The organism is Psychrobacter sp. 72-O-c (genome assembly GCF_904846605.1).
Classification (GTDB): Bacteria; Pseudomonadota; Gammaproteobacteria; order Pseudomonadales; family Moraxellaceae; genus Psychrobacter.
Window position 1 is genome coordinate 1 of record NZ_CAJHBI010000014.1, and the last position, 26304, is coordinate 26304.

A 26304-nucleotide genomic window follows, 5' to 3' on the forward strand; every position below is an offset into this window, starting at 1 on the left:
AAGGAGACGTTGGCGAGCTCTGGGGTTACTCTCGGTCTTCGAGAGTTTGCCAAAGTCATGATCTTTTAGGGTATATGTTGGTATAGTCATAGCTGAATTATACTATATATTATGGGTTTGGTATTAGCTTTTGACCACGATATAACGATGTTTTTATGGTAATTTTGCAGGATGACTTGCAACACTAACCTTCAATAATAGTATGACTTTTTACAAATCAGCCTTACCGTCTGGACTGACAATCCGTTACAATCGCGTTAGATTAGCAGGCTAAACTAGTTGGCTGTGCTTATCGCTACTTCTTCATTTCTCTTGACTGGATAGAGGTCTAAGTCTTTGTCACTCTCGTCACTTAAAACCATCTCTCTTCAGCGCTTTTCGCTTAATTTCGCTGCCAATATTATTGCCGCTCTATGGATGCTGGTAGGGTCAACGCGTGCGTTCTCTTGGGTTAAACCAACTTTTATACAGTTTGCACTATTTGCGCTATTGGCACTCGGTAGCAACGTGCTGTTTTCTTGGTTGGCAGCCGAGAACGGTAGCGTATTTAATGAGCAAGGAATGGTCAGCTATTTGATCTGGCCGATGATGATCCTATTGAGCGGTATTATTCTTGCACGGCGCTCTGGTAATCAGACACTGGTTTTTGTACCGGTAGTACTGTGGTTGGTTGCCGATACGCTATCAGCGCTACTACAAAGCATGGTGCAATTTTTGGGTAGTTATGGCTGGCTGCCGGACTGGAGTTATTCATTTTTACCGATATTATTTCTAGTCCTGTTTTTGTGGCAAACGCTGGCGCTATTATGGGTTTTTGCCCGGCGCCTGCGCACCCCCTGGTGGGAGCGGATTATTGTATTGGTAGGGGCAGTGGCGCTATTAACCATCTGGCAACGTAATGTCGCAGACCAACCTATCTTTAAGCAAATTCCTGTACAACCCGTATTAGCAGAAGCGGCACTATACGAGCAGCCCCGCCTTCTACAGCAAGCTTTAGATGGCATTAATCCAAGCGTATCTGGCAAAACTGACTGGTACTTTATGGGTGTAGCAGGGTTTGCAGACCAGAACGTGTTTCGCTCGGAAATTAATAAAGTGCGGCAGTTGTTTGATGTGCGTTTTGGTACCAGCGGTAATTCGCTCGCTTTAATTAATAATACTTATAGTTGGCTAGATGAACCAATCGCTAGCAAAACCAGTATTCTGCGTGGGCTAAAAAAGATTGGCCAGCAGATGGATACCGATGAAGATGTGTTATTACTGACCCTATCTTCGCATGGAGATCAGGACATCATTCAACTGGCGAACCCGCCGCTTGAAATGGATAATCTAGAGGCGGCATGGTTACGTGAAGCATTAGACGCTTCAGGTATCCGCTGGCGGGTGATTGTAGTATCTGCCTGTTACTCAGGATCATTTATTGATGAGCTGGCTTCGCCAACTACCGTCGTTATCACGGCTTCAGCAGCTGATAAGATGTCGTTTGGCTGTACCAATACTGCAGAGATGACTTATTTTGGTCAAGCATTTTTTGCTGAGAGTTTGCGTGAGAACACTAGCTTTGCGGCCGCTTTTAAAGACGCTAGCTTGCGAGTCAGTGAGCGCGAAGGCTTTATGGGTTTTGAGCCCTCTGAGCCGCAGATGGTGGTGGGCAGTCTGATGGAAACTGCGCTACCTGCTTTTGAGCAAGTATTGTTCGATAGTTCGCGGCCCTCTGTAGCGAATATAACTAATGCTAATGAAATTAGTGACGCTACGATCAATATTGGGGCTGATACGATATCTAATAACGTATCTAATGTAGCAGTAACTAATGAGTGATAACAAATAATACAGTATGACCCGTAACATCAGCTTAATAACGATCTATATAAAGCCAACGATGCAGACCTTTAGAGTTTGTATAATGGTGAGGATGATTGTTATAAAAAAAAGTATTAAATATTTATGAAATAGTAAAAGAAAGGGATATTAACCATGAATGATTATTACGCCCACAGTCTACCGGCTAGCTCAAAGCTGACGCAAAAAAGCGTCAATCGCTGCTTTGATGGTGAGCAACATTATTACAGTCATGACTCAGAGGCAACCAAGACCTGTATGACTTTTAGTATCTATTTACCTGATGAGGCGTTGGCAGGCCATAGTTGCCCTGCTATTTTGTATTTGTCAGGCCTCACTTGTAATGCAGATAACGTGACTCACAAAGCGCATTTTCAACAAAAATGTAGCGAGCTTGGCATTATATTTATTGCCCCAGATAGCTCTCCTCGAAGTGCGCCACGTAGCGATAACAATGAAAATGATAGCGTGCCAAACGATGAGCGTTATTTTGTCGGTCAAGGGGCAAGCTATTATGTCGATGCGACCTGTGCGCCGTGGTCAGACAACTTTAATATGCAAACCTATATCGTCGATGAGCTATATGATTTGCTGCATGTTGAGTTTGCAATTAATAGTATCGGTGTCATGGGACACTCTATGGGTGGTCACGGCGCGCTACTATTAGGTTTTAAATTTCCTAGTAAGTTTGTCAGCGTCTCAGCGTTATCACCGGTATGTTCGGCTAGTGAATCAGCATGGGGGCAGGCGGCCTACACCGAATATTTTGGCGATGATAAGGCTTTGTGGACCGAGTCCGATGCGTCGTATACGATTGAGTCTGTCGGACGTCAATACTCAACTATATTGGTTGACCAAGGTGCCGCAGACGACTTCTTAGCGGATGGGCAATTACAGACGCCTAAATTACAACAGGCTTGCGAGAAAGCGAAACAGCCATTGACGCTACGTTATAAAGCGGGTCATGACCACAGCTATTATTTTATTCAGACCGTAATGAACGATCATATCGAACATCACTGGCGCATGGCACAAATGAGCTAAACTTTGGCTTTACGAAATCAATAGAGTTGTATTTCATATAGAAACAAGTAGACAGCAAGGCATATAAACGCTTTAAAGGATAGATTATTATGACAAACTCTCAAACATCATCAATAGCTGACCGCTTAGATACCAAACAGCATCAGCAACAAACTGCTCAATCGTCGCTTGCTATAATGCAGGCCGACATAGATACGGCGCTACAAGAAAAGAAAAAAGTAAAGCAAAAAACCAGCGCTAACGGGTTAAATAACGACAAGTCAGACTCTGTTAATTCAGATATTATTGATTCAGCTAATCGGGTATCAAAAGTAACAGATGTGGCAGCTAATAGAGCACTGGACGCCGTGCAAATGTCACGGGTGATAGAGATGGCATGGGAAGATAGAACGCCGTTTGCTGCGATAGAGCACAGTTATGGACTCAACGAAACTGACGTGATTAAATTGATGCGTCAGCAATTAAAGCTCTCTTCTTTTCGATTGTGGCGGCAGAGGGTGACGGGACGTGCTACTAAGCATCAAGCGAAACGTACATTTATGGTAGGCCGTGCCTATTGTAAAACTCAATATAAGCCACGATAGTAATATTATTGGCTTATCTAATAATTTAATAGTAATTTTTCAATAGCGAGTTTTTAATATCGAGGTATAACTCCTCATAGTTACTGACTCGTGATGCAAAATGCTTAGCGTTTGCCCTATGTTACAATAAAGCCATCCAAATATTTTCTTGCACTTTCATTGATATTTTAAGCAAACTTCAACTAGGTAGCTCAATTATGATTTGTCCTTCTAAGCAATATCTGATTGCCCCTTCTGTCTTATCTGCTGACTTTGCGCGCCTAGGCGAGGAAGTTGAGCGGGTATTGGAGTCTGGTGCTGACGTGATTCATTTTGATGTGATGGACAATCACTATGTACCGAATCTCACCTTTGGTAGTATGATATGTAAGGCGCTGCGCGATTACGGCATAGATGCTCCTATTGACGTGCATTTGATGGTGTCCCCAGTAGACGGCATGATTGAGCAGTTCTTAGAAGCCGGGGCCAGCATTATTACCTTCCATCCAGAAGCTAGTGGCCATGTCGATCGCTCGCTACAACTTATTAAAGATGGCGGTGCGAAATGTGGGTTGGTACTCAATCCTGCTACGCCGCTACATTATCTAGATTATGTGATGGACAAAGTCGATCAAATCTTATTGATGAGCGTGAACCCAGGGTTTGGTGGCCAATCATTTATTGACAGCACCTTAGTTAAGGTACGTGAAGTCCGTAAGCTTATCGACGACAGTGGCCGCGACATCAGATTAGAGGTGGATGGAGGTATTAAAGCCAATAACATCCGCGCTATTGCCGAAGCTGGTGCCGATATGTTCGTTGCCGGTTCTGCTATTTTCAACCAACAGGACTATAGCGCTGCTATTACCGCCATGCGCGAAGAGTTAGCATTAGTAAGTAGCAGCAAATAACGGTTCAATTTAAAAAAATAAATTTAAAACTAGGTTTAAAGTCTTTTACCAATCGCAATTATAGCTATAAAGAGGTGAAATATGGATACTCAAAAATCGTTTGCCCCGTCAGCGCCGTCCAACCAAGTGCAGGGCGATAGTTATGATAAAGGCGACAGTCAGCAACCCCATCAGATTGAGAAGCGCAGCTTGGTTCCTAAAGGCATTACTATTGGCATGGCAGTCTTTGCGTTAATTTTAAGCCTAGCCGGTTACGGCTTTCGCTTAATGGTAGGTGATGATGTCGGAGAAGTATTACAGCATGCTGTGGTAGTAGTACCTGCGTTTATGCTTGGTATTCCCCTGTTTTTTTGGCTAGGGTCGCTTGTTCTTAACAAGGTTAAAGGCCTGCATATTGCAAGCTGGAACGCTATTAGTCTTGGTTACCTAACATCTTGTATCTCTTTATTGTGGCTGATGGGTACTTATAGCTAGGCGTTCTGTCTTACTACTTATAGATGTTGATATCGCTTTCAATCAACAATTTCATTGAATAACAGTTATGCTAAATAAACCTCTCTTTAAATCAATAAGTCACCCCTTTCAATCGTGACTGGATCCTTGCATGCAAACATCACCTAGCAAAATTACTGATATTATTTTTCCCAAAGACATTCCAAACGGTTTAATTATTGCCCTAATCATCGGCTGTCTGTTATTAGGATTGGCATCGCTGCGCATAGGTAATGATTTACAAGGCTGGCTCAATGTTATCGAAAACTGGCTGTTAATGCTGTTGATATTGCCGACAGCCACTGCAACCGTTGCGCTACCGTTTAAGTACCGCGATCCTACTTTTGAGCTAAAACTAGCCTATTATATGGGTATGTTTGTGGCCTTGTTATTCACGATAGGTAAGTTGCGCTATTGGCGTTAAGGTTTTCGATATTGACGTTGAGGCATCTACTATTATCGCGCAGTTAATAGGTACTCATTCATAAGACTTATGTGACTCCCCTTGAATTCTGGACGTAAAGCATCCATTGTATGAGTATGATATATTTGCCCGTGTTGGTGCGCGCTGATAGCTTTGCTAAATTATAGTTTCTGCGCAACTATAAAACGAGATAATGAGGAAAACGCCAAATGCCATATGATATTGATAATGAGATAGAAGTGGATATTGACAGTACCGACCAGTTTGCCGGACTTGCCAAAGAGACCACCCTTGAGCTAGTAGAAGCAGATAATGGCAGGTTATTATTACGCGATGCTGAGGGTGATGATGAGCCGCTAATGACTATTGATTTCTCTGACAAGCTCAAAGAGTTGCTTGGTAGTGACACACAGCCAATCGGGCAGCACATGATTCATGCGGCCATTCAGGTCATTATGCAAAAGCAAATGAGCCAGTGGCATGCACATGTTTATGATAAAGAGCCAACGAACTACAGCTAATACGCACGAAATTTGTCCCATGCAAACGAATAGCAATTAGCGATCAAAACAGCAGACAATAAAAAAGGGTTTATCAATTGATAAACCCTTTTTTTATTTAGCACCAAATAACTCCAGTGAAAAACGACACTCTAATAATAGTTATCCGTAAATAAATATTATTTGATTTTTGCTTCTTTAAAGATCACATGCTGGCGAATTTTTGGATCAAACTTTTTGATTTCCATTTTGCCAGGCATCGTGCGCTTGTTTTTGGTAGTGGTGTAATAATACCCAGTACCAGCAGTTGATACCAACTTGATTTTATCTCTCATGATAGTTTCCCTTTAAATGATAGCGTGCAAGCACTAAGCTTAAACTTTTTGACCTTGTGCGCGCAAATCTGCTAACACTTTATCGATACCTAGTTTGTCAATGATGCGCATACCTTTAGTAGATATACGTAGACGAACAAAACGATTTTCAGATTCTACCCAAAAACGATGGCGTTGAAGGTTTGGTAGAAAGCGACGACGGGTTTTGTTGTTTGCGTGCGAAACATTATTACCCACCATAGGGCGCTTTCCAGTCACTTGGCAAACTCTAGACATGGCGAACTCCTGATCTATGAAGTATGAGTCATTCTCATACCAGTCTGGGCAAGTTGCGCGCATTTGCGGCATGGACACAGCAAGCGGCATCATTGCACCAAACAAAACTATATGAAGGTTGAGCTGGTATTTCTGTCATCTAAAGGCAAATAACAGGCAGACCAATTCAGAAAATTTTAAAGTCGACATTTATACCATAAAATCAATAAATACTCAAACTATTTTATGATAATTGTCGTCATGTAAGTCAGCTATTATACCCTGAATTTCATGCGCTATGTTGTTGATTACTTAATGCAAAGTTTTAATTTTTAGTTGTAAGTTATAACAAAAGTCAGTAAAGTTGCTGTTATAAATTTCATACAAACTGTTAATATAATTAACCTTAATGTAAATCTATGTATCGTTGCCTTTCTTTTAGGTGTTTTCCCGAAGAAGAGGCAAGGATTTATACTTTTTTGGTTGATCAGAATATTGCTGATGCGGAGTTCGAAATATGTCCTATAGCTCACTACCCCTTACTTCTAAGTTGTTTCAACTTACCTCTTTAACTTGCGCCTTAGCTTTAGCTGGTTGTGGTGGTGGAGAGGGTGATACGGTAGATTCTATTGCTCCTGAACCTGATACAGGCTTAAATCCAGGCACGGGTTCTGGTAATGGCAATAATAATGGTGGTGGCAATAATGGTGGTGGTGAGCAAACGCCTGATATTGAGCCTGACTTCTTTTTGCAAAAACTTACTCCAATGCCAACTATTATTGAGCTATCAAATGAGCCAACTACCTTCAACGTCACTGTCAAAGCTGCTGAAGTAAGCTCTGGTGGTGCGATGGTTGGTAAAGCGGTTACTTTGAAAGTAGTAAATTCTGAAACTAATGGCATTACTATCGAGGGTCAGAGTACACAAACTACTGATAATGATGGTAATGCTGTATATACGCTTAAGCTCAACCCTCAAGCCGTTGCCGATAAGGCTGCATTGATAGATCAAGGCTTCACCTTAATCGCAACTGCTAAGAAAGCTGATGGCACGGCTATAGCGCCACAGGAATTGAAAGTTAGTGTGTTCAAAGAAGGCAATGGTAGCGGCGAGCCAATTATCGAAAGTAAGCTTGAGATACAGCCGTTATTAAGTACAAGTTCGGTCTCCAATAACGTTTTGAACCCCTATGGTGATAGTGCTCAACTTAACGTAACTGCCAAAAATAGCAATGGGGCACGCGCTCAAAATGTGAAAGTAGGATTGGGCATTGCAAATATAAAAGGTATATCTATCATAGGTGGCAACAGTAAAGTCACAGATGCTAATGGCGTCGCTACTTTCGATATCAAAATAAATGAGAATCTATCGGAAGTTGAACGCAATGCGTTGTTACAAGGTGAAGGTATTGCTTATGCCATTAGCATTCAAGAGCAAGATGGTGCTACTAAGCAAGAGACAGGTAATTTATCTATAGCGCTACCAGTCTCTGATTATACTCTAAGCAGAGTTAATAGCTTGAAGCCCCTCAGCGCGTACGGTGACACACAACAACTGACAATCGCTGCTAAACCAAAAAACAGTAGCGTATCAACGAATGTTGAAGGTGCTGAAGTCACTATCAAACTCAATGATGCACTTGAAGGTGTCAGCTTAGCGAATAACCAGTTAACCTTAGATAGTCAGGGTCGAGCCACTGTTGCTTTGACAATAGCACCTGATTTAAAAGACGCTGCACGTAAAGCACTTGCTAAAGCTGGTATCAGTTATACCGTAACATTGACAGAGCCTAACCGTTCAATCACTCCTCAGACGTTTACGAGTTTAGTTGAAATACCGATTGCACAAAACGTTGTTAGCTTCGAAGGAAGCGATAAAAAACAAATCTCAAGCTCTGGTGGTAGTGCAATCATTAGCTTTAGAGTAAACAATAAAAATGGTGGAGCAGTAGCCAATCAATTAGTTTCAGCAACCCTACCAACTTCTTTGACTAGTAAAGGCTTACTAACTATTGATGGTAGTGCTGAGCAGTCTACTGATGAGAGGGGTGTTGTAAGCTATACTGTACGTGTGCCGGCAGGACTAAATGAAGTACAAAAAACAGAAGTAGAGAAAGCGAATAGCTTTGTTGTAGGTGTAAACGTCGTTGAGGCCTCCGGTGTTAGTAGCAACGCAAGTAGCGAAAGTATTAAGATTGGTTCGGATATTGGTCAAAGTGATATCACATTAACAGCTAAAAGTATCCCCACCACTGTAAATATTTTAGAAGACCAATTTAAGCTACAAATTGCAGCCAAACGTAAAAATGGTAGTGCCGCAGCTGGCAGAACCGTAAAACTAGTTATAAACGAAGGTTCGAGTACTGGTGTTACGATTCGAGGTAATCAGCAGACTACTAATGATAATGGTATAGCTGAGTTTAATATTGGTATTAGCCAAAGTTTAACGCAAATTCAACGTGACCAACTGATTAAGTTTGGCATTAGTTATACTGCTATTCTAACTGATGAAGATGGCACACAGTCTAAGATTACTCAAAAAATCAAAGTTGAGCAACCAGTAACTAGTATTCAGTTTGCTTCTATCATGACGCCAACTATTAGTGAACTTGGCGGCAGTGGCGACATTGGTATTACACTAACGACTAAAGGTAGTGGTGCTCAACCAGTGAAAGGGCAAGCAGTTGCTATTCAATTGGGTAAAGCAGCGCTAGATTATGGCGTTACTGTCAACGCAGAGTCGGTGACTACTGACTTTAATGGTGAGACTGCTTTCACAGTTAGTATACCAAAAGGTAAAACAGCAGCAGAACGTGCTAAGTTTAAAGCCACTGGTATTAACTACCAGCTGTCGTATGTCGAAAAAGGTATTACCTACTCTGAAATCGGTAAAGTTAATATCACAACTCCTGAAGTTGACTTAAGTATTCTCAATGCTACGAATAACATTGATAATCAAGCAGGCTATATCCTTAACAATGTAGGTAGTGATGCTACGATACAAGCCCAGCTCAACAACCAGTCATCTGGTGAGCAAATAGCCAGTCAGCCAGTTAAATTAGTATTTGAAAACAAGTCGTTAGCTAGTTTATTGACTGTCAATGACCAAATTGGCTCATCGAATATTACTGCTAATACAGATGCCAATGGCTTAGTTAGCTTCAAAGTTGTAGTACCAAACAACTTAACTGATGAGCAAAAAGAAGCGCTCAGCAAGCAAGTATTGACTGCCAAATTAACTGAAACACTGACAGGTAATGAGCAACTAGTTAATATTAAAGTACAGTCTATGACTGCTGCTATCTCTTTATTACCGCAGCAATCAAAAGATCTTAACCTAAATGGCGGTGAGACTCAGATTGAAGTGATAGCCAAAGATAAAAAAGGCAATATTGTAACGGGGCAAAAGGTATTCTTAGCACTACCAGCTACTATTGCAAGTCAGGGTGTTACTTTAGTATCAGGCGGCAGTAAAACGACTGACAACTCAGGTAAAGCAGTATTCACTATTGCGGTGCCTAACAACTTAACTGAGGATCAGAAAAAGGCAATTAAGGGGAAGACCAAGAGTTTTTCCATTGGATTATCAGCTGCTGATGCTAATGGCAATATTGTTACTCAATCCAGTTCAGTTAGTACCGTTACTCCAACGGGTACGACTGAAGCATTAACTATTGGCGCGAACAAAGTCGTTAATACTAAAGGCGATACCTTCAAAGTATTCGTTCGTTTAGAGAATAATGATGGTGGTATCGCCAATCGTGACGTTAGCTTAAATGTCGATGACCCTATAAAAACTGGCGTAACTGTTAGCAACAACACAGCTACGACTAACGATGATGGCGTGGCTACTTTTAACCTGACGATTGAAGACGGTGCCAACGTCAATCAAGCTATATTAGAAGCTGGTATTCGACTAACAGCGACCACAACGACTGCTGAAAACGTTAAGTTAGAACAAAACTACATCGTCGCAGTAGATGCCTCGACGATTGATAGTTATCAAATCTTAGTTTCTTCTGACAAATCCACATTGAATACTGGTGGTGATCAAACCAATGCCACGTTCAGAGTTACTGATAGTAGTGGTGGCGTACTTACTGGTGTGCCAGTACAGTTAAGTATTGACAACCTAGAAGCCAGTGGTGCAGCATTAACAACGCCTAGCATGGTAACAACGGATGCCAATGGTCAGATTGATGTCGGTGTCATCTTAGCAGCCAACTCTGTCAATTCGCGTCTAAATCATAGTGTTGTGATTAATGCCAAAATTGTCACACCGCAATATGATGAGAATGGTGATGTCAGTATGCAAGTGCGTGAGGAAAAATCTCTAAGCTTGTCAGCGGTAGGGACAGAGATTACGCTTGCAGCATCAGAGACCAACTTAGATGATGGCGAAATGACCACTATCACGACCACGCTGATAGATGGTGCAGGACGTGCTATCGCTAATGCTGGTATGGAATTAGTAGATGCAGATGGTGAACTCATTGCTATTGACGCCACCACTATTACGAACACTGATGGTGAAGCAAGTTTTGATATTGATGAAAGCGACTTGACATTTGACGGTAACGGTAATTTACGTATTTTTGCCAGAGCAGTGGGTGAGCGTGAGTTAGTGGCGCAGCGTAGTAAGAACAGTATCGATTTGATTAAAATTTCACAAGCTGGCATCAGCTTTATTGATCTTGTCGATGTTTATGACGTTAATACGCCACAGAATATTAACATACAAATTCGTACTGACTCTCCAGCACAAGCTGCTGAACTCATTGGTAGGTTTGTAGAAGTACAAACCACTATAGGTACGTTCGCTAACAACAATGTGATTACGACTGAAGAGATCACAGCAGGTAATATTCAAGGTAATATTATTACAGTACCTGTCGTACTAACGTCTACGCTTGCGGGTACTACCGTATTACAAGCCACCGTTCTTGGTGAGATGACTAATGGTACTCTCAGATATCAGACTACGGTTGATACTCGCTTTAGAGCCACCACTCCCGCGAAGATGCTGTTTCAAGCGATAAGATCCGTCATCACGCCAGGTAGCAGCACAGAGCTTGTTGCTACAGTCAAAGATGAAAACGATGTACCTGTAGAAGGGCAGACAGTAGTGTTTAGCCGTGCCGCAGACTCATCAGCAGGACGTTTATCGGCAGCAACAGCTATTACGGACAGGAGAGGTGAGGCGCGTGTAGTCTATCAAGCCAATGCCAGCTCACCGATTGGCGGTGTCAGCATCAACGCGCGCTTATTGAATGACAATGCAGGGATTGGTACCCAAACCATCGATATTACGGTATCAGAAGAAGCCGTTTATACGACCTTAGCATTTGGTAATAAAATAGCTTCTGATGATATCTATTATACAGTTCGCGGTTCGATATCTGTTATGGATGGTTCAGGACGTGCCGTCGCTAACAAAGAGGTCTCAATTCAGTCCTATGCTATCCAATATGCACAAGGTAGAGTTTGTTTGCTTGATAGTACTGTGACTTATCAAGGAGCTGATACTACAGACAGCGATGGTAATGTAAGTACACCAGAGCCTAAGACTTTCTCTGAACAAGTTCCTGTTTCGCAAAAATCAGACTGGATCATTAGCGAAGATGATCCTGAATATAACTATACTCTAGACAACGATGATGATGTGAATAATAACAATCGTCTTGATACTATTAACCCAGTAACTATCTTAGTCAATGGTCAGCTTGCAGATGATGATTATACCCTTTTGACAGACTCGGAAGGTCGTGCAGACTTTGAGATTCGCTACCCAATTCGTTACTCAAACTGGGTGAAAGTACGCTTTGATACCTCTACCTTCCTCAATGGTAGCGAGAATATTCAAAGTATCAATTATTCTCTACCATATTTGGCAGGAGATTTAAGAGTAGAGAACAAAGTCTTATTTAGCCCTTGGATCGGTAATTCTAGTCCATTCGGTACGGGTGGAGCGACATGTGTAGATAGTGTAAGCGTGAGTATCAATGATGAGAAAGATACAACAAAAGTAGCTCTGTCTCCTTATCAACAGAACCAAACAAACTACTCTGTGTCGATCAATGGAGAAGCTCCAGATAGAACATCACAAGGTTTTAATAGCTTTATTGTAGATTTTGATCAAGCATTTGACTTAGGTTCTACGCTTGGTGTTAATACTAATGGCTCTGGTTTTTCTAGAATAATCAAAGTTGAGTAAGCTATACAATAATAGGTGATTAGCTAAGTTTTTTATTCTGATCATAATGGAGCCCTCAACCCTACGTTGAGGGTTTTTGCATTATTGCTCTAAATAACTAAAAACAACTAACCCAGCAAGCAAAATTATCCAAAAAAGATTAAAATAGCCGATTTACCATGCTACCGATAGAGTTCTAAGCACGGTAGATGGCTATCATTTTATTTTGAATTGGGCGCACTATGTCAGACACCGTAAATAATGCTTCAGTTAGCACCGCTACTATCGATACCGCCACACTACTGATTAAATGCAAAGACCAAGCGGGTATTGTCCAAGCGGTATCAGAGTTCATTCATCGCTATGGTGCTAATATTATCAGTTTGGATCAGTATTCGACCGCTCATGAAGGCGGGCAATACTTCATGCGTTTAGAATTTGTTTTAGAAGGTCTGAGCGAAATTATAGATAACTTTGAGGCCAGCTTTGCGCATACCGTTGCCAAACGTCATAACATGACTTGGCGTCTACATGACAATGGGATAAAGACCAAAGTTGGTATTTTGGTATCCAAGTTTGACCATGCGTTGTTGGATTTACTGTGGCGGCATCAACGCGGCTTACTTGACTGTCAAATTACCTCAGTCGTTAGCAATCATGAAGATTTGCGTCAAGCGGTCGAAAACTTTGGTATCCCTTTTCATCATATTCCTGTGACTAAGAACAATAAAGCAGACGCAGAAGCACAGATTCACGAGCTGATGGCAGGGAATGACTTACTAGTATTGGCGCGCTATATGCAAATATTGTCATCAGACTTTGTTAAGCGTTGGTCGATGCAAATTATCAATATTCATCATTCATTCTTGCCAGCATTTGTAGGAGCAGACCCTTATCGGCAAGCGTATGACAAAGGCGTGAAACTTATTGGCGCGACTGCTCATTATGTTACCGCTGAGCTGGATCAAGGACCTATCATCGAGCAAGATGTGCACCGCGTAACCCATCGGCAAGGCGTTGCTGAGTTGCGGGCGATTGGACGTGATATAGAGCGCAATGTGCTGGCAAGGGCAGTCAATTGGCATGTGCAAAATCGGGTGATCGTGACAGGTAATAAGACTGTGGTATTTAATTAGAAGGACAATTTCTTATTAAAATTATCTAAGCAAGTTCTAAGCACTAATTGTAAATAACGGCTTGTAAACAATAGGCCAATCCATATTACTTTATCTTATAGCACAAGCTCTAACACAAACTTACTGCCAACAAAGCCAAGTGCTAATAAGATAAAGGCATAGATGGTGATGTTGGCAGCAAGTTTGCCTCGCCAGCCAGCGCGCCAATTTCCCAGCAGTAGGCCTCCGAACAGTAACCATGATAAGACGCTAAACACTGTTTTATGAGCGATATGCTGCGCCATCAAATCTTGTACATAAACAAACCCGAGTCCCAACGCAATGCTGAGCAGGACAAAGCCGACTAAGATCATATCGAACAGTAAGCCTTCCATAGTTTGTAGTGACGGTAGCTTATTGACCCAAAAGCGGTGAATGGTTTGATGCTTAAGCTCACGAATTTGTAGACGTAAAAATAGCGCTTGCACCGCTGCCATCAGCAGCACACAATAGGCGGCAAATGACAGTAAGATATGCGCTTCAAGACCCATACTGACATCGGTGAGCGGCTGATAAGGAGCGCGGCCAATATAGCCAATAGCCATACCAATTAGGGCCGTGGGGGCAGCCAAAATCCCTAGGCTTACAATTGGACGATATAGAGAAAATAGCACGTAGAAGAATAAGAAAAGTAAACTGGTCAGACTGAACACATTAAATAGATTAAAATTTAGCCCGTATAAAGTGACAATGTAGGGATATAACAGTGCTGCGTGCGCCAGCATACCCACCAGTAATAAGCCAAGACTGGCGCCTTTATTGATGGGCCTATCTGTCGTCAATGCCCAACCGATATGGATACTGACCACGATATAAGCCATACTGGCTATCACAAACGCAAGTAACACAGGCAAGCCTCATTGAAAATCAGGAGCGCGCCATTGTCACTATTGTAACTTAGGGCCGCTCAAGTTAATGCTAAAATGGTATGATTAGAATAATCTTTCAATTTATCATAAAATAGAGGCCAATTGAGAATCGTCGCTATTATTATTTGACTAAGCCTGTATTAAAATCTATATCTACTCTTTTACTGAAGAAAAGTTATTGATTAAAAGCGTTAATTTCATAGCTTAGATAGAAGATTTGCGAATAGCACAAATGAATAGCTCAAATAAATAGAAAGCTAGTGAGTAAAAAGCCACTCTAACTGATCGCCATACTGATTGTTGACTACAACATTACTGACCAGAAAATTATTGACCAGAAGGTTACTAGCCAAAGAACTACTGGTCAAAAAACCACTGACTGAAAATTACTAATTGATTACTAAATGAGAGTTACTTATGTTTGATACCTTAACCGAACGCCTATCGTCGAGTTTACGCAATGTTGTCGGTACTGGGCAGCTGACCGAAGACAATATTAAAGATACCTTGCGTGAAGTGCGTATGGCATTGCTAGAGGCCGATGTCGCGCTACCTGTGACTCGCGATTTTGTCAAACGCGTTAAAGAGCAAGCGCTAGGCGAGGAAGTGCTTAAAGAGTTGGCCCCAGGTCAAGCTTTTGTAAAAATCGTCCATGATGAGCTGACCGAGATGATGGGCAGTGCCAATCAGCAGCTGGAAATGACTGGCAAGCCACCTATCATCTATTTATTAGCGGGCTTACAAGGTGCAGGTAAAACCACCACCGCTGGTAAATTGGCTAAATACTTACAAGAGCGCCATAAAAAGAAGGTCATGCTAGTCTCAGCTGACGTCTATCGTCCAGCAGCTATTCAACAGCTTGAACAAGTCGCCTCACAAGTTGATGCTAAGTTTGTTAATTCAAGCACTGATGAAAATCCGATTGATATTGCCTTACGTGCGATCGAAGAAGCAAAAATTCAATATCAAGATATCTTGATTATTGATACGGCTGGTCGTCTGGCTATTGACGAAACCATGATGGATGAGATCAAGGCGTTAACTGCAGCGGTTAATCCTTCTGAGACTTTGTTCGTCGTGGATGCGATGACCGGTCAAGATGCCGCCAATACTGCCAAAGCCTTTAACGATGCATTGCCATTGACGGGTGTTATCTTAACCAAGACCGACGGTGATGCTCGCGGCGGCGCAGCGTTATCGGTACGTGCCATTACGGGCAAGCCGATTAAGTTCTTAGGTCGCGGCGAAAAATTAGACGCGTTAGAACTCTTCCATCCAGAACGTATCGCCCAGCGTATCCTTGGTATGGGTGACGTACTGAGCTTAGTTGAAGAAGTCGAACAAAAGATTGACCGGGATAAAGCCGAAAAAATGGCGAAAAAGATGCAAAAGGGCGGCGCATTCGACCTTGAGGATCTACTGACTCAGTTTCAGCAAATGAAGAGTATGGGCGGTATGTCAGGCTTCCTTGATAAGATGCCAGGCATGGGCGGCTCCGATATGCAAAAGGCGGTTGAAGATGCCAAGCCAGAAGAAAAAGTTCGCGAGATGGAGTCACTGATTAATTCGATGACTCCCTTTGAGCGCCAAAATCCGGATAAGATTAATCCGAGTCGTAAGCGCCGTATTGCTGCTGGTTCGGGTAAAGAAGTCCAAGATATTAATCGTTTGCTAAAGCAACACAAGCAAATGGCAAAAATGATGAAAATGATTTCTAAGCCTGAAGGTATGGGTAAAATGATGAAATCTATGCAAGGATTGATGGGCGGTGGCGGCGGCGGTGCCTCTGGTGGCGGTGGTCCCTTGTTTGGGGGCGGTGGTCAGTCAAAAGGTGGTATGAAAGATGTGAATCAAGCGCAAATGGCCAAGCAAATGGGACTTGATCCTAATAACATGCCGAGCACTGAAGAGATGCAAAAGCAGATGCAAGAAATGCAAAACGAACCCACTAAGGATTTTAAAAAACGCTTTTAAGTCATTCATGGTTTTTTAATATTTTTTAACAGTGGTTGCTAGACAAAAATCCCAAAGCTAATGGTAGTTTTGGGATTTTTTATGGATATAAGGTTTAGTCAGTCTAGAATGTCCAACAATTGACAAAATAATTTCAAATGCTAAAAAATGACTCAATGAATAAAGTATGAATAACGTAGAAAGTGATAAAACTTGCTGACCCTAAATGCTATGATAGGCGCTATTTGATAACACCAGTAGCTTAAGCCGAGGTCATGATGTTTTTAGCAATGGATACCGTGTTCGATCAGTGTTCGATCGCGATACTTGATGGCAGCGGTAAGGTCATATCAAGCCAAACTGAAACCGGTAAACGCATGCAGACGCAGCAAATATTGCCGATGATTGATGCTGCCTTAACCAAAAGTCAGTTGAGCCTCTCTGATATACAAGCATTAATATTTAATCGCGGTCCGGGTGCGTTTAGCGGTATCCGTATTAATACGGCAGTGGTGCAAGCATTATCGGTGGCGCATGACCTACCTTGTGTCGGTATCTCAAGCCTGCAAGCAATTGCGCAGTGTGCTTATCAGCAATATGGGTTAACAGAGGTTTATAGTGCCCTTGATGCCCGCATGCAGCAAGTGTATTTTGGGCATTATCTGTTACAAGAGCAGCGATTGGATAACCAGTCAGATAACCCATCAAAAACTGCCATCATGCAGCCAGTGAGTATAGAAGAGAGCGATAGTACAGAGCAGCTGTTAGATTATGAGCGCCAAACGCTGCTTAATATTCCTATCGTTGGTAACGGCGCTGGCCTATTAAGCCACCATAATGAGCAGATATCCCATGAGGATGTCTGTCCTGATGCGGTGATCATAGGACAATTGGGTATTGCGCAATTTATGACTTTGGGTGGTACCGATGCCGCGCTTGCACTGCCAAAATACTTACGCAACCAAGCCTGGAAAACCTTAAAAGAACAAGGCAAAGCGTAGTTTTATTATATCGCATTAGGCACTATTCATAACGGCTAGAGACCTCATCGTTGAATGTCTAATATCAACCGTATCACGACAATATAAAACAACCAGCAAGTCTGTTTTTGGGAAAGCGATTGTGGATATACTTTTATTAATTCAAGCCGTCATCATGGGTATCGTTGAGGGTATTACTGAGTTTTTACCCATCTCTAGTACCGGTTATCTCATCTTGTCAGCAGACTTGATGGGTTTTTGGACTAAAGACAAGGTCGATTTGTTCATAGTAGTGGTTCAACTGGGAGCTATTTTGGCAGTCATTTATGACTATTGGGGACGATTGTGGCAGGCGCTCATGGGGCTAGTCACCGGAAAGTCAGATGTTCTGAGTAACCCGAGACAGCTGGGGCTGAGTTTGATTGTTGCCACCATTCCAGTGATGATTATCGGTTTTACCTTTGCGGATGAAATAAAAACTTATTTATTTAATCCGATTACTGTAGCGATTATGCTGATTATCGGCGGTCTGCTGATATTTTATGTAGAAAATCGTCCGAAGACCATAATCGCTAACGAAGCAGAAGATGTTAGCTTCAAGACCGCGTTGATGATTGGTCTGTTTCAGTGTTTGGCGTTAATACCCGGCACGTCACGCTCTGGTGCTACCATTATCGGTGCGCTGTGGCTTGGGGTTTCACGCAAGGCATCGGCAGAGTTTTCTTTCTTCTTGGGCATTCCGGTCATTATTGGTGCCGGGTTATTAGATTTGCTCAAGCATCATGAGGTGTTGACAAGTAGCGAAGATTGGTTGGTACTAGGTGTGGGTACAGTAGTGTCCTTTATCGTGGCGCTACTGTCTATTCGCTGGCTGGTCGCGTGGGTCAGTCGCCGCGACTTTAAGATTTTTGCATGGTTGCGTATTATTACTGGTATCGTAGTATTAGTAGCAGCTTGGGGCTTTGGCTATCAGTTTGCCGGCTAGTTGCTGCTTTTTATAAGAGTAGACTTGCTAGATTTTCAGGTTTTTGGCTTGGTATTTGAGGAATAACATTCATGACCGCTCAACTTACGGTTAACAACGCTGTTTCGTTTAGCCAGTGTAAATTGCTTTATACTTCCGAGGTGCAGCAGCCGCAAGTTGAATTTTTGCAAGCGCTAGTGAGTAAGCATCAGCTGTCCTTAAGTTTAAATACTGAGCTGATATCCGGTAAGCTCAACCAAAAACATCGAGAGCAACTGAGTGCGGAGGCTACTCAGCCTATTCTATTATTAGATGATAAAAATAAGCTGTCGTGGCTCAGTAACGGTCTAAGTGTCGCGCCTGAATGGGACAAGCTACAACGCCGCGTGGTCAGCGCAGGTCGTAAATCCGAGCTATTATTACAAGCAGCAAAAATTAGCGCTGATAGTTATGTGATTGATGCGACAGCAGGTTTTGGTCATGACAGCTTAATATTGGCCAGTACTGGCGCGCAAGTGATTATGCTTGAGCAGCAACCTTTGATCGCATTACTATTGCTCGCTGAACGTGAGCGTATGAGTACCCAGCCGAATTGGCAAAAGCTGATGTCACGTTTGCATATTATTAATATCGATGCGCTCAGTTATTTTGCGCATCGCCAAGATATTACTACGCTTAAAACTACAGATGCCGTTAATAATGTTGATAAAAAGAGCATTGATGTGGTGTATTTAGATCCGATGTTTCCAGAGGACAGCTATCAAGACAGTAAAACGGGTAAAGGTGCCAAAGTTGGTAAGCATATGCAAGCGTTACACTATTTAGCTTGTCCACCAACGTTAGCTGAAGAGCAGCAATTGCTAAAAAGTGCTCAGATGTTGGTCAGTAGCAATGTGATTGATAATATTAAACAGCAGGGCCGCGTTATCGTTAAGCGTCCACAGTATGCGCCATTATTTGCTCATCAAACGCCTGATGATAGCTGGCAGAATGAAGCCGTACGCTTTGATGGCTATTTTGTATAGCCTCTGTCACGCGTGTGAACAGCAAGCGAAAAATTTCATTAGCCTTGCGGGTTTATATGCGGTATTTATTTTATTTAGTATTCACTATAACCTTCTATTTTCAGTATGCTTTTACTTTTAGCTTTAACATAAGTTAATGCCTCATTATGACAACAACGCTATGACTACTACAACGTCCGCCATCACACGTAAAGAAAAAATCCACGCCTATATGCAGTTGACGCGCTTTGATAAGCCTGTCGGGATTGAGCTGCTATTGTGGCCGACGCTATGGGGAGTATTACTCGCAGCGATGGGTCAAGCCCAGCTGCAAGGCTCAAGTGCGGGTCTACCAAGCTTAAAGGTGTTCGTTGTTTTTGCGTTAGGTGCAATTTTGATGCGAGCAGCAGGTTGCGCGATTAATGATTTTGCGGATCGTAAAGTAGACGGTCATGTGACTCGTACTAAAGGTCGACCGTTAGCAGATGGTCGCTTATCTGGCAAAGAAGCTATTGCGACATTTTTAGTATTAGTCGCACTAAGCGCCAGTTTATTATTGTTTTTACCGATTCAAGTTTTTTATTGGTCACTTGGAGCGGTGGTTTTAGCCTTTATTTATCCCTTTATGAAACGTTTCACCCATTTGCCGCAAGTGTTTTTAGCGGCCGCTTTTGGCTGGGCGATACCAATGGCCTATGTGGCGATAACGGGTGCCACTGATATCTGGTGCTGGTTATTATTTTTGGCTTATATGTGCTGGACAGTGGCTTATGACACTCAATATGCGATGGCTGATCGGGAAGAGGATCTAAAAATCGGGGTTAAGTCCACAGCGATATTATTTGGTCGTTATGATGTGGTGATTGTCTCGGTATTACAAAGTTTATTTCTACTAATAATGGGCTTGGTGTTGTGGCATTACTTTGCGCCAACCAGTTTAGGTATTACGCCTATATTTGGATTGGCTTTAGTAGCAATGATGTTTGCCAAACAAAATAGCGCCTGTGCCAGTCGCCAAGCTGCAGACTGTTTTCAAGCATTTTTAGCCAATATCTGGGTAGGACGTTATGTTTTTGCCTTGGTCGCTATATCCTGTTTATGGACAACTTTTAATGGATAAATTACGTAAATCACCAAAGCGACAGTCCACCCAGACATCATTAAATGAGCGATCAGTCAGTTATCAGCTCAACCTTAATGAGCAAGGTTTGACGCGTGAGCAGGTTATTACTACTGAGCGCAAATTAGCCAAGTTTGCCAACGCGATGGATTCAGTAGTACGTATTCCCTTTACCAAACAAGGCATCGGTGCAGATGCGGCCTTGTCAACGATACCATTAATGGGTGACTTAGCAGGACTTGCTCTGACAAGCTATGCTTTTATATTAGGTCGTCAATTGGGTGTGCCAGTAAGCAAGATGACTCCTGCGGTCAGACTGGCATTAATTGATATGGTGGTTGGCGTTATTCCGGGAATTGGCACGTTGCTGGATATTTTTATTCGCCCTAGTCGTAAAACTCTTAGCATTGTCCATCAGCATATACACGATGAATATGGCATCACTGAGACGACTCATATGGATCGTCCCTTTTTGCATCAACAGTTAGAGGATAAGCAGCGTAGCAGTCGTTTTTGGCGTTATCCAATTGCTGCTTGGTTGTATCTGCACATACCTGATATTTTAGGTCTGATAGTCATTGCGATTATCGGTTGGGGGCTCTGGGCAGCGATTAGTTGGTTGATTGGCGCTTTTGGCAGATTGACGGGGTTTGGTTAAGGTTGAGTGACGACTTCAGCTTCGGCACTAATAGCATCAAAGCCAGTCACTTTGTTATTTTGCATTAAGTCTACGGTACTACCACCGCCATGACTGATAAGCTCAATACTGCCGTCTTTTGAACGATAAGTTGGGTTGTTACCTTGTCCTTCTGGGGCGCTAAGGGTCATTTTTGGTCTATTTGGTAAAGTCACGATAGCGTTAAGTACGCCTGTCGCTGAGGTTTCAAAGACTACAGATAATGCATCACCCGCGGCACTTCGATATTTAACGTCGGTGATTTGTGTGTCTTTTATGGCTTGCTCTCGGTTTGGTGTGGTGGTTTCGGTATTGCCGTCAGCACCAATATTGTTCTCAAGCTGGGTGAGACTAATATCTCGCTCATTCTCTACTGCTAATTCTGTGGCGCTTTGCTCGACTATTATGTCATCATCTGTATTTTGGGGATCACTAACGCTAGTCGTAACAGAAGTACTTTGGACGCCTGTTTCCGTTTGAGTCTCAACAGCAGTCTCAGAGTCGGGTGTCTTTTGGCAAGCGCTCAAAGTAAGAAAGCCACATAGACTTAAGAGAACAACAGGAAAAATGCGAAAATAAGATTTGGGTGCTAATGAGGTGGCAAGGCTAGTTTTCATAGAAGGGTTGGTTTTCATAAAGAAACGGTTAGTGATTAAAATGCCTTTATTTAAGCACAATCGAGAGAGAGGAACAATCTATCCTTCTATCTTTTTACCTTTAAGTGCTGACGGTAATGATCAGCCTTCGTTGACCGCCATGATCTCTATGCTCACATAAGTAAATACCTTGCCAAGTCCCGAGTCCCAACACGCCATTCACAAGTGGTACGGTTAAACTCACTCCAAACATCATACTTTTGAAATGAGCTGGCAGATCATCGGAGCCCTCAAACGTATGGCGATATTCTGGCTGATTGGCGGGCGCGATCTTATTTAGCCAGTCTTCGGCATCCAATCTCACATCGGGATCTGCATTTTCATTGATAGCCAGACTTGCCGAGGTATGCTGTAAGAATAGATGCACTAAACCAGCTTCTGTTTTACTAGGTATTAGCTCGCGAATGGCATCCCGAATCAACGAGGTAATGACGTGAATACCGCGCGTGTGGGGAGGGAGAGTTAAGGTGATTTGCTGATAAGGCATCAGATAGTTCTCACTGTTGGCTGAAGTAAACCTATAAGTTAGCTTTGAAGAGTTAGACCAGTGGCGTTTGTAAACGCGCACGATTTGGTAAAAGTCGTGCCAGCATCGCAGCAGACAACGGTGCAAAGTCTCCTGTCATCATATCAGCCAGCGCTTCTGCACAAATAGGGGCAAAGGCATAACCTTTCGCACCCATTGCGGACAATGTCCATATTCGTTTGCTTTGTGCTAACCGCCCGACCATTGGATGATAATCAGGCGTTTGCGTCCGGATGCCAGCACGTCCTTGCCATAAGCCAGTATCCGTTGGAATAACTGCATCCAGCTCAGGGATATCCATAACCAGCTTATCCCGGTTTTGCTGGTGTTCTTGACTGCGGATATCGGTATCAGTGTCATTACGCACGAAGCTTGCACCGAGTAAAATCTGCTGTTGACCCTCGAAGACGTTGTTTAATTTAGCATCACCGATTTGACCCATAAATGGGGCGCAGTAACCGCTATATTTGACTGGTAATTTGGGCAAATTAGTACGTTGTTCAGCGGTCGGGGTGAACCAAGACAATTGACCACGAATCTTACGGCAATCAAAAATACGACCATCTAATTGGTGGCTTTCATAGGCTGCACAGATGACTAAGTTATCAGCTTGGATTGTAATAACCTCAGCTTCTTGTGAGACATCATTTTCTACATCTTTGCGTTTAGCGGTAGGTTTATGACCAACCATAGATTTATGACCGGAAACAGAAACCTGCGCCTCAGTTTCATCGATCTGTGTGACAGCCAATTGCTCAAAGGTAATCATGGGATGTTCAAGTATCACCTCTTTCAGCGCTTGCGGATTGACTAATCCTGATTGCGGCAGATATAAATTTTCAGACAAGTCTTGCTGGACTAAACCTGTCGTTTTTTGTGCTTGTGCGTCCGATAGTGTGGTTGCCATCTCATTAGGATAGTCCGCAATCTGCTCAGTACCGATATTAGCTTTTACCAATAAATCGAGGGCGCCAGTTGGTTCAAGTACGGGCGCTATGTTTCCTTTTATAGCGTTATCATTGAGCTGGCGATATAGTCTGCTGCTGTAAAGATAGCCTATGGTATGTAGATGATCATCGACATGATGAATAGGGGTCATTTTTGGCGCGAGGAGGGCGCGTGGATTGCCGGAGGCCCCTGATAGTGGGGCTGTTTTATCCAGTAGCGTCACTTTAATACCACGGTTAGCAAGTGACCATGCGGTTAATAATCCAGAGACGCCAGCGCCGACGATCACCGTATGATTGGGCTTATCTGATACTGACGGCTTAGCGTCATTTTTAGCTTCGGCTTTAACCGAATTATTGGCGGCAGTTAAAGTATCTGGTGTTATAGCGTCCCTCATAACCGCAGTTAGCATCTCGTTCTTAGGGCCAAAACCTGCTACTTTTTTAATCTCAAAGCCACTATTTTGCAATGCTTTTTTGACGATACCAGCGCAGCTATAGGTCGCTGCCGTAGTACCAGATACTGATAGGCGCTCTATTTGTGTGAATATCGAATCACCCCACAATGCACTATTACAAGAGGGTGCAAACCCATCTAAGAACCAGGCATCAATGTGGGCGGTTTTTTGGTTAGATATTATTGGGTTTAATTTAGCCAAACTGTCAGCGGCATCACCGAGCCAAATATCAACGGTTAAGTTGTCGTTAATAAAGTTAAGTCGATGACAGCCTGCGATAAGAGTGGGATAAGAGGCCAACAGTTGCTGCATAATATCTGCCAATTCAGGCGCCCGCTGTGCCCATAATGCTAGTATCTGCGTTAAATCTTCATGCGCTATAGGATATTTTTCAGTGGTAATAAGATGCAAACGTGCCGTGGCTAACTGCGGATGCGTCGCACGCAGTTGTCGCCAAAGTTGCCATACTGCCAATAAGTTAAGTCCCGTACCAAACCCTAACTCAGCAATAGTAAAGCACTGCTGCGGGGCTAAATTTGCCAAGCGCTCTGGTAGTTGGTTGCATTGAAGAAAGACATAACGCGACTCTGCTAAACCGTCAGTATGAGAAAAGTACACATCACCAAACTCACCGGATACCGGTACCATATTGCCGGTATCATCTATTTGCCAATTAATGTTAGCAGGTTTGATCGCAGCAGATTGGTTGATATGGGACTGCTCAGCGGTCTTTAACTGAGCGGCTGGCTGGCTGGGGGTGCGGCGAGCATTGACAAGTGCAGGAGTGGGTTTAGACATAGACAATCACGCCCGATAAATAAATAAGCAACAAATAATAGCGTTTCTACCAGCGTTCACGGCGGACAAAAACCAGCCACGAGATAAAAATACCAACCAATAGGCTAATCAGTACTGTAAAAGCACCGTACAAAAACAGTTGGCCTTTACTCTCGTATATTAAAACACTCACTTGTGTTTGTAAGTCATTGACTTGTCGCTGTAGCTGAGCATTGCGACTGAGAAGATCTTGATTGGCGGCTGATAACGCTTTGTTTGACGGTTGCAACTGTGACGCTAAAGTGTTGGTAGCTGGCATTGTTGAGTTTAGCGTTGAATACGGCAATGATTGAGAGCTATTAGTTTGACCCGCGACAGGTGGTGTTGCTGCTGAATCAACGGCTGGATCGGTAGCCGTCACTGTTGGCGCCGCTTGCACCGATATAGTAGCCATTAGAATAATGCTAGCAAGGCTGCTTTGATAGCGACGACTTTTTAATGGCTTTGATGTTTTTAATAACGATGACAGCTGATTCACGATGCCGCGACCTTATCTGATGTTTCACTTGAGGTCTGGTTTGAAATTGGGTCAGTAGGTGTGGGTAATACTTGTATAAACGGCTTGATATCCACATGACTATACACCCCGTCGCGCAAGTAAGGCTCAGCGTTTGCCCACGCTTGCGCCGCATCAAGAGACTCAAAATCAGCAATGACAATACTACCTGACATTTCTGTCATAGCGCCTTGATCATGCTTGATTGGGGTTGGCCCTGCGATAACTAACCGATGCTCGCGACTCAATACTTGTAGACGCTCAAGATGTTCGGAGCGCGTAATTTTCCGCTGCGCGCTGCTATTTGCAACGTCATAACCAATGATGGCAAATAAAGACATCATACTTCCTCAATAAGTGGTAAAAACAAAGAATAAACAATCACGTTTAGTAAAAATAACATCATTTAACGCTCAATCATTATCGCTGTTAGCGTATCAAAAACATCTTTTTTCTTATATAAAATATTGGAAGCAAAGCCACCAACTGTTACTTGGCTGTTTTATCAGTCAGCGCCGGATTTAGATGCTTTTTTAATAGCGCGAATTGGACAACAACGAACACCAGCATAATTGGAATCCAGCCATAGGTCTTGAAGTTAATCCATGCTTCATCCGACATGGTAAATGCCGTGATATAATGTAGCAAACCCATGAATGCAAAAAACAGTGCCCAAACGACTGTTAGCTTTTTCCAGCCACTCATCGATAAGGTAAATACCTCTTTCATTGCCAGTTGCATGAGGGGTTTATTAATAGCCGCACTGACCAACAGTGTTACGGCAAAAATGCCGTTAATAATCGGTGACTTCCAACGCAAGTAAATGTCATCACGCAGTAGCAACGTACCGCCGCAAAAGACGATAGTTAATAACAGTACGACCCATTGTTGCTTATCAAATTTACCTTTTTGACGTACGAAATGAATGACATAAATGATGATAGTGGCAACTAACAACGCGCCTGCCGCTGCCAAAATACCGTGGGTACGGGCAGCAATAAAAAAAGCAATTAAGGGAATGAAGTCTAGTAAGGCTTTCATAGCAAATGGGATGTCCAACAAAAACGTATGGGGTAGTTTACAC

The 26304-nt window shown here is 42.8% G+C and carries 24 protein-coding genes; 15 read left to right on the top strand and 9 right to left on the bottom strand.

Annotated features, from left to right (window positions below):
- Positions 1-336 precede the first annotated feature (336 nt).
- The 7 genes from JMX97_RS06680 to JMX97_RS06710 all read left to right on the top strand — a co-directional run bounded on the left by JMX97_RS06680 (position 337) and on the right by JMX97_RS06710 (position 5797).
- Positions 337-1821: a C13 family peptidase gene (locus JMX97_RS06680; protein ID WP_201556368.1), complete on the top strand. Its 1485-nt coding sequence runs from the start codon at positions 337-339 to the stop codon at positions 1819-1821.
- Between the two features lie 156 nt (positions 1822-1977).
- Positions 1978-2886 carry an S-formylglutathione hydrolase gene (gene fghA, locus JMX97_RS06685; protein WP_201556369.1) on the top strand — a complete coding sequence of 303 codons (909 nt, stop codon included), beginning with the start codon at positions 1978-1980 and terminating at the stop codon, positions 2884-2886.
- Positions 2887-3239: 353 nt separating this feature from the next.
- A complete protein-coding gene (locus JMX97_RS13950; protein ID WP_227671498.1) occupies positions 3240-3470 on the top strand; it encodes a TIGR03643 family protein in 231 nt (76 codons plus the stop codon).
- A 197-nt stretch (positions 3471-3667) separates the two neighbouring features.
- Positions 3668-4360 carry a ribulose-phosphate 3-epimerase gene (rpe, locus tag JMX97_RS06695; RefSeq protein ID WP_201556370.1) on the top strand — a complete coding sequence of 231 codons (693 nt, stop codon included), beginning with the start codon at positions 3668-3670 and terminating at the stop codon, positions 4358-4360.
- An 81-nt stretch (positions 4361-4441) separates the two neighbouring features.
- On the top strand, positions 4442-4834 hold the full coding sequence (locus JMX97_RS06700; protein WP_227671496.1) for a hypothetical protein: 393 nt from the start codon (positions 4442-4444) through the stop codon (positions 4832-4834).
- A gap of 130 nt (positions 4835-4964) precedes the next feature.
- On the top strand, positions 4965-5276 hold the full coding sequence (locus JMX97_RS06705; protein ID WP_201556371.1) for a hypothetical protein: 312 nt from the start codon (positions 4965-4967) through the stop codon (positions 5274-5276).
- Positions 5277-5485: 209 nt separating this feature from the next.
- The gene (locus JMX97_RS06710) at positions 5486-5797 is read left to right on the top strand and encodes a hypothetical protein (RefSeq protein ID WP_201556372.1); all 312 of its coding nucleotides are present in this window, start codon (positions 5486-5488) and stop codon (positions 5795-5797) included.
- A gap of 158 nt (positions 5798-5955) precedes the next feature.
- Here JMX97_RS06710 and rpmG read toward each other — a convergent pair whose 3' ends face one another.
- Positions 5956-6111 (bottom strand): 50S ribosomal protein L33, encoded by a 156-nt coding sequence (rpmG, locus tag JMX97_RS06715; RefSeq protein WP_068037488.1) that lies wholly within the window; start codon positions 6109-6111, stop codon positions 5956-5958.
- 39 nt (positions 6112-6150) lie between these two features.
- A complete protein-coding gene (rpmB, locus tag JMX97_RS06720) occupies positions 6151-6387 on the bottom strand; it encodes a 50S ribosomal protein L28 (RefSeq protein ID WP_147224075.1) in 237 nt (78 codons plus the stop codon).
- Between the two features lie 496 nt (positions 6388-6883).
- Here rpmB and JMX97_RS06725 point away from each other — a divergent pair, with 496 nt between their 5' ends.
- Complete coding sequence (locus JMX97_RS06725; protein ID WP_201556373.1) at positions 6884-12580, top strand: Ig-like domain-containing protein; 5697 nt, start codon at positions 6884-6886, stop codon at positions 12578-12580.
- A 221-nt stretch (positions 12581-12801) separates the two neighbouring features.
- Positions 12802-13695, top strand: a complete 894-nt coding sequence (gene purU / locus JMX97_RS06730) for a formyltetrahydrofolate deformylase (RefSeq protein ID WP_201556374.1) — start codon at positions 12802-12804, stop codon at positions 13693-13695.
- A 95-nt stretch (positions 13696-13790) separates the two neighbouring features.
- Here the strand turns inward: purU and JMX97_RS06735 are convergent, their stop codons facing one another.
- Positions 13791-14582, bottom strand: a complete 792-nt coding sequence (locus JMX97_RS06735) for an inner membrane protein YpjD (RefSeq protein ID WP_201556375.1) — start codon at positions 14580-14582, stop codon at positions 13791-13793.
- 438 nt (positions 14583-15020) lie between these two features.
- Between JMX97_RS06735 and ffh the strand changes: the two genes are divergently transcribed.
- The 6 genes from ffh to JMX97_RS06765 all read left to right on the top strand — a co-directional run bounded on the left by ffh (position 15021) and on the right by JMX97_RS06765 (position 21282).
- A complete protein-coding gene (ffh, locus tag JMX97_RS06740) occupies positions 15021-16577 on the top strand; it encodes a signal recognition particle protein (RefSeq protein ID WP_201556376.1) in 1557 nt (518 codons plus the stop codon).
- Positions 16578-16834: 257 nt separating this feature from the next.
- Positions 16835-17557 (top strand): tRNA (adenosine(37)-N6)-threonylcarbamoyltransferase complex dimerization subunit type 1 TsaB, encoded by a 723-nt coding sequence (gene tsaB / locus JMX97_RS06745; protein ID WP_201556426.1) that lies wholly within the window; start codon positions 16835-16837, stop codon positions 17555-17557.
- A gap of 121 nt (positions 17558-17678) precedes the next feature.
- Positions 17679-18521 (top strand): undecaprenyl-diphosphate phosphatase, encoded by an 843-nt coding sequence (locus tag JMX97_RS06750; protein ID WP_201556377.1) that lies wholly within the window; start codon positions 17679-17681, stop codon positions 18519-18521.
- 71 nt (positions 18522-18592) lie between these two features.
- The gene (locus tag JMX97_RS06755) at positions 18593-19525 is read left to right on the top strand and encodes a class I SAM-dependent methyltransferase (protein WP_201556378.1); all 933 of its coding nucleotides are present in this window, start codon (positions 18593-18595) and stop codon (positions 19523-19525) included.
- A 160-nt stretch (positions 19526-19685) separates the two neighbouring features.
- Positions 19686-20624: a 4-hydroxybenzoate octaprenyltransferase gene (ubiA, locus tag JMX97_RS06760; RefSeq protein ID WP_201556379.1), complete on the top strand. Its 939-nt coding sequence runs from the start codon at positions 19686-19688 to the stop codon at positions 20622-20624.
- A complete protein-coding gene (locus JMX97_RS06765) occupies positions 20617-21282 on the top strand; it encodes a DUF4112 domain-containing protein (protein ID WP_201556380.1) in 666 nt (221 codons plus the stop codon). The genes ubiA and JMX97_RS06765 overlap by 8 nt, the downstream gene beginning before the upstream one ends.
- Here the strand turns inward: JMX97_RS06765 and JMX97_RS06770 are convergent.
- From JMX97_RS06770 to ispZ, 6 genes are all read right to left on the bottom strand, one after another.
- Positions 21279-21935 carry a hypothetical protein gene (locus tag JMX97_RS06770; protein WP_227671495.1) on the bottom strand — a complete coding sequence of 219 codons (657 nt, stop codon included), beginning with the start codon at positions 21933-21935 and terminating at the stop codon, positions 21279-21281. The genes JMX97_RS06765 and JMX97_RS06770 overlap by 4 nt on opposite strands.
- Before the next feature lie 82 nt (positions 21936-22017).
- Positions 22018-22443, bottom strand: coding sequence for a secondary thiamine-phosphate synthase enzyme YjbQ (locus JMX97_RS06775; RefSeq protein WP_201556381.1), 426 nt, complete (start codon positions 22441-22443; stop codon positions 22018-22020).
- 52 nt (positions 22444-22495) lie between these two features.
- On the bottom strand, positions 22496-24685 hold the full coding sequence (gene mnmC / locus JMX97_RS06780; RefSeq protein WP_201556382.1) for an FAD-dependent 5-carboxymethylaminomethyl-2-thiouridine(34) oxidoreductase MnmC: 2190 nt from the start codon (positions 24683-24685) through the stop codon (positions 22496-22498).
- Between the two features lie 46 nt (positions 24686-24731).
- Positions 24732-25202, bottom strand: coding sequence for a hypothetical protein (locus JMX97_RS06785; protein ID WP_227671494.1), 471 nt, complete (start codon positions 25200-25202; stop codon positions 24732-24734).
- Positions 25199-25561, bottom strand: a complete 363-nt coding sequence (locus JMX97_RS06790; RefSeq protein WP_201556429.1) for a YciI family protein — start codon at positions 25559-25561, stop codon at positions 25199-25201. Before JMX97_RS06790 ends, JMX97_RS06785 begins: the two co-directional genes overlap by 4 nt.
- A 148-nt stretch (positions 25562-25709) precedes the next feature.
- Entirely contained in the window at positions 25710-26261 is a 552-nt protein-coding gene (gene ispZ / locus JMX97_RS06795) for a septation protein IspZ (protein WP_201556383.1), read from the bottom strand.
- Positions 26262-26304: the final 43 nt, after the last annotated feature.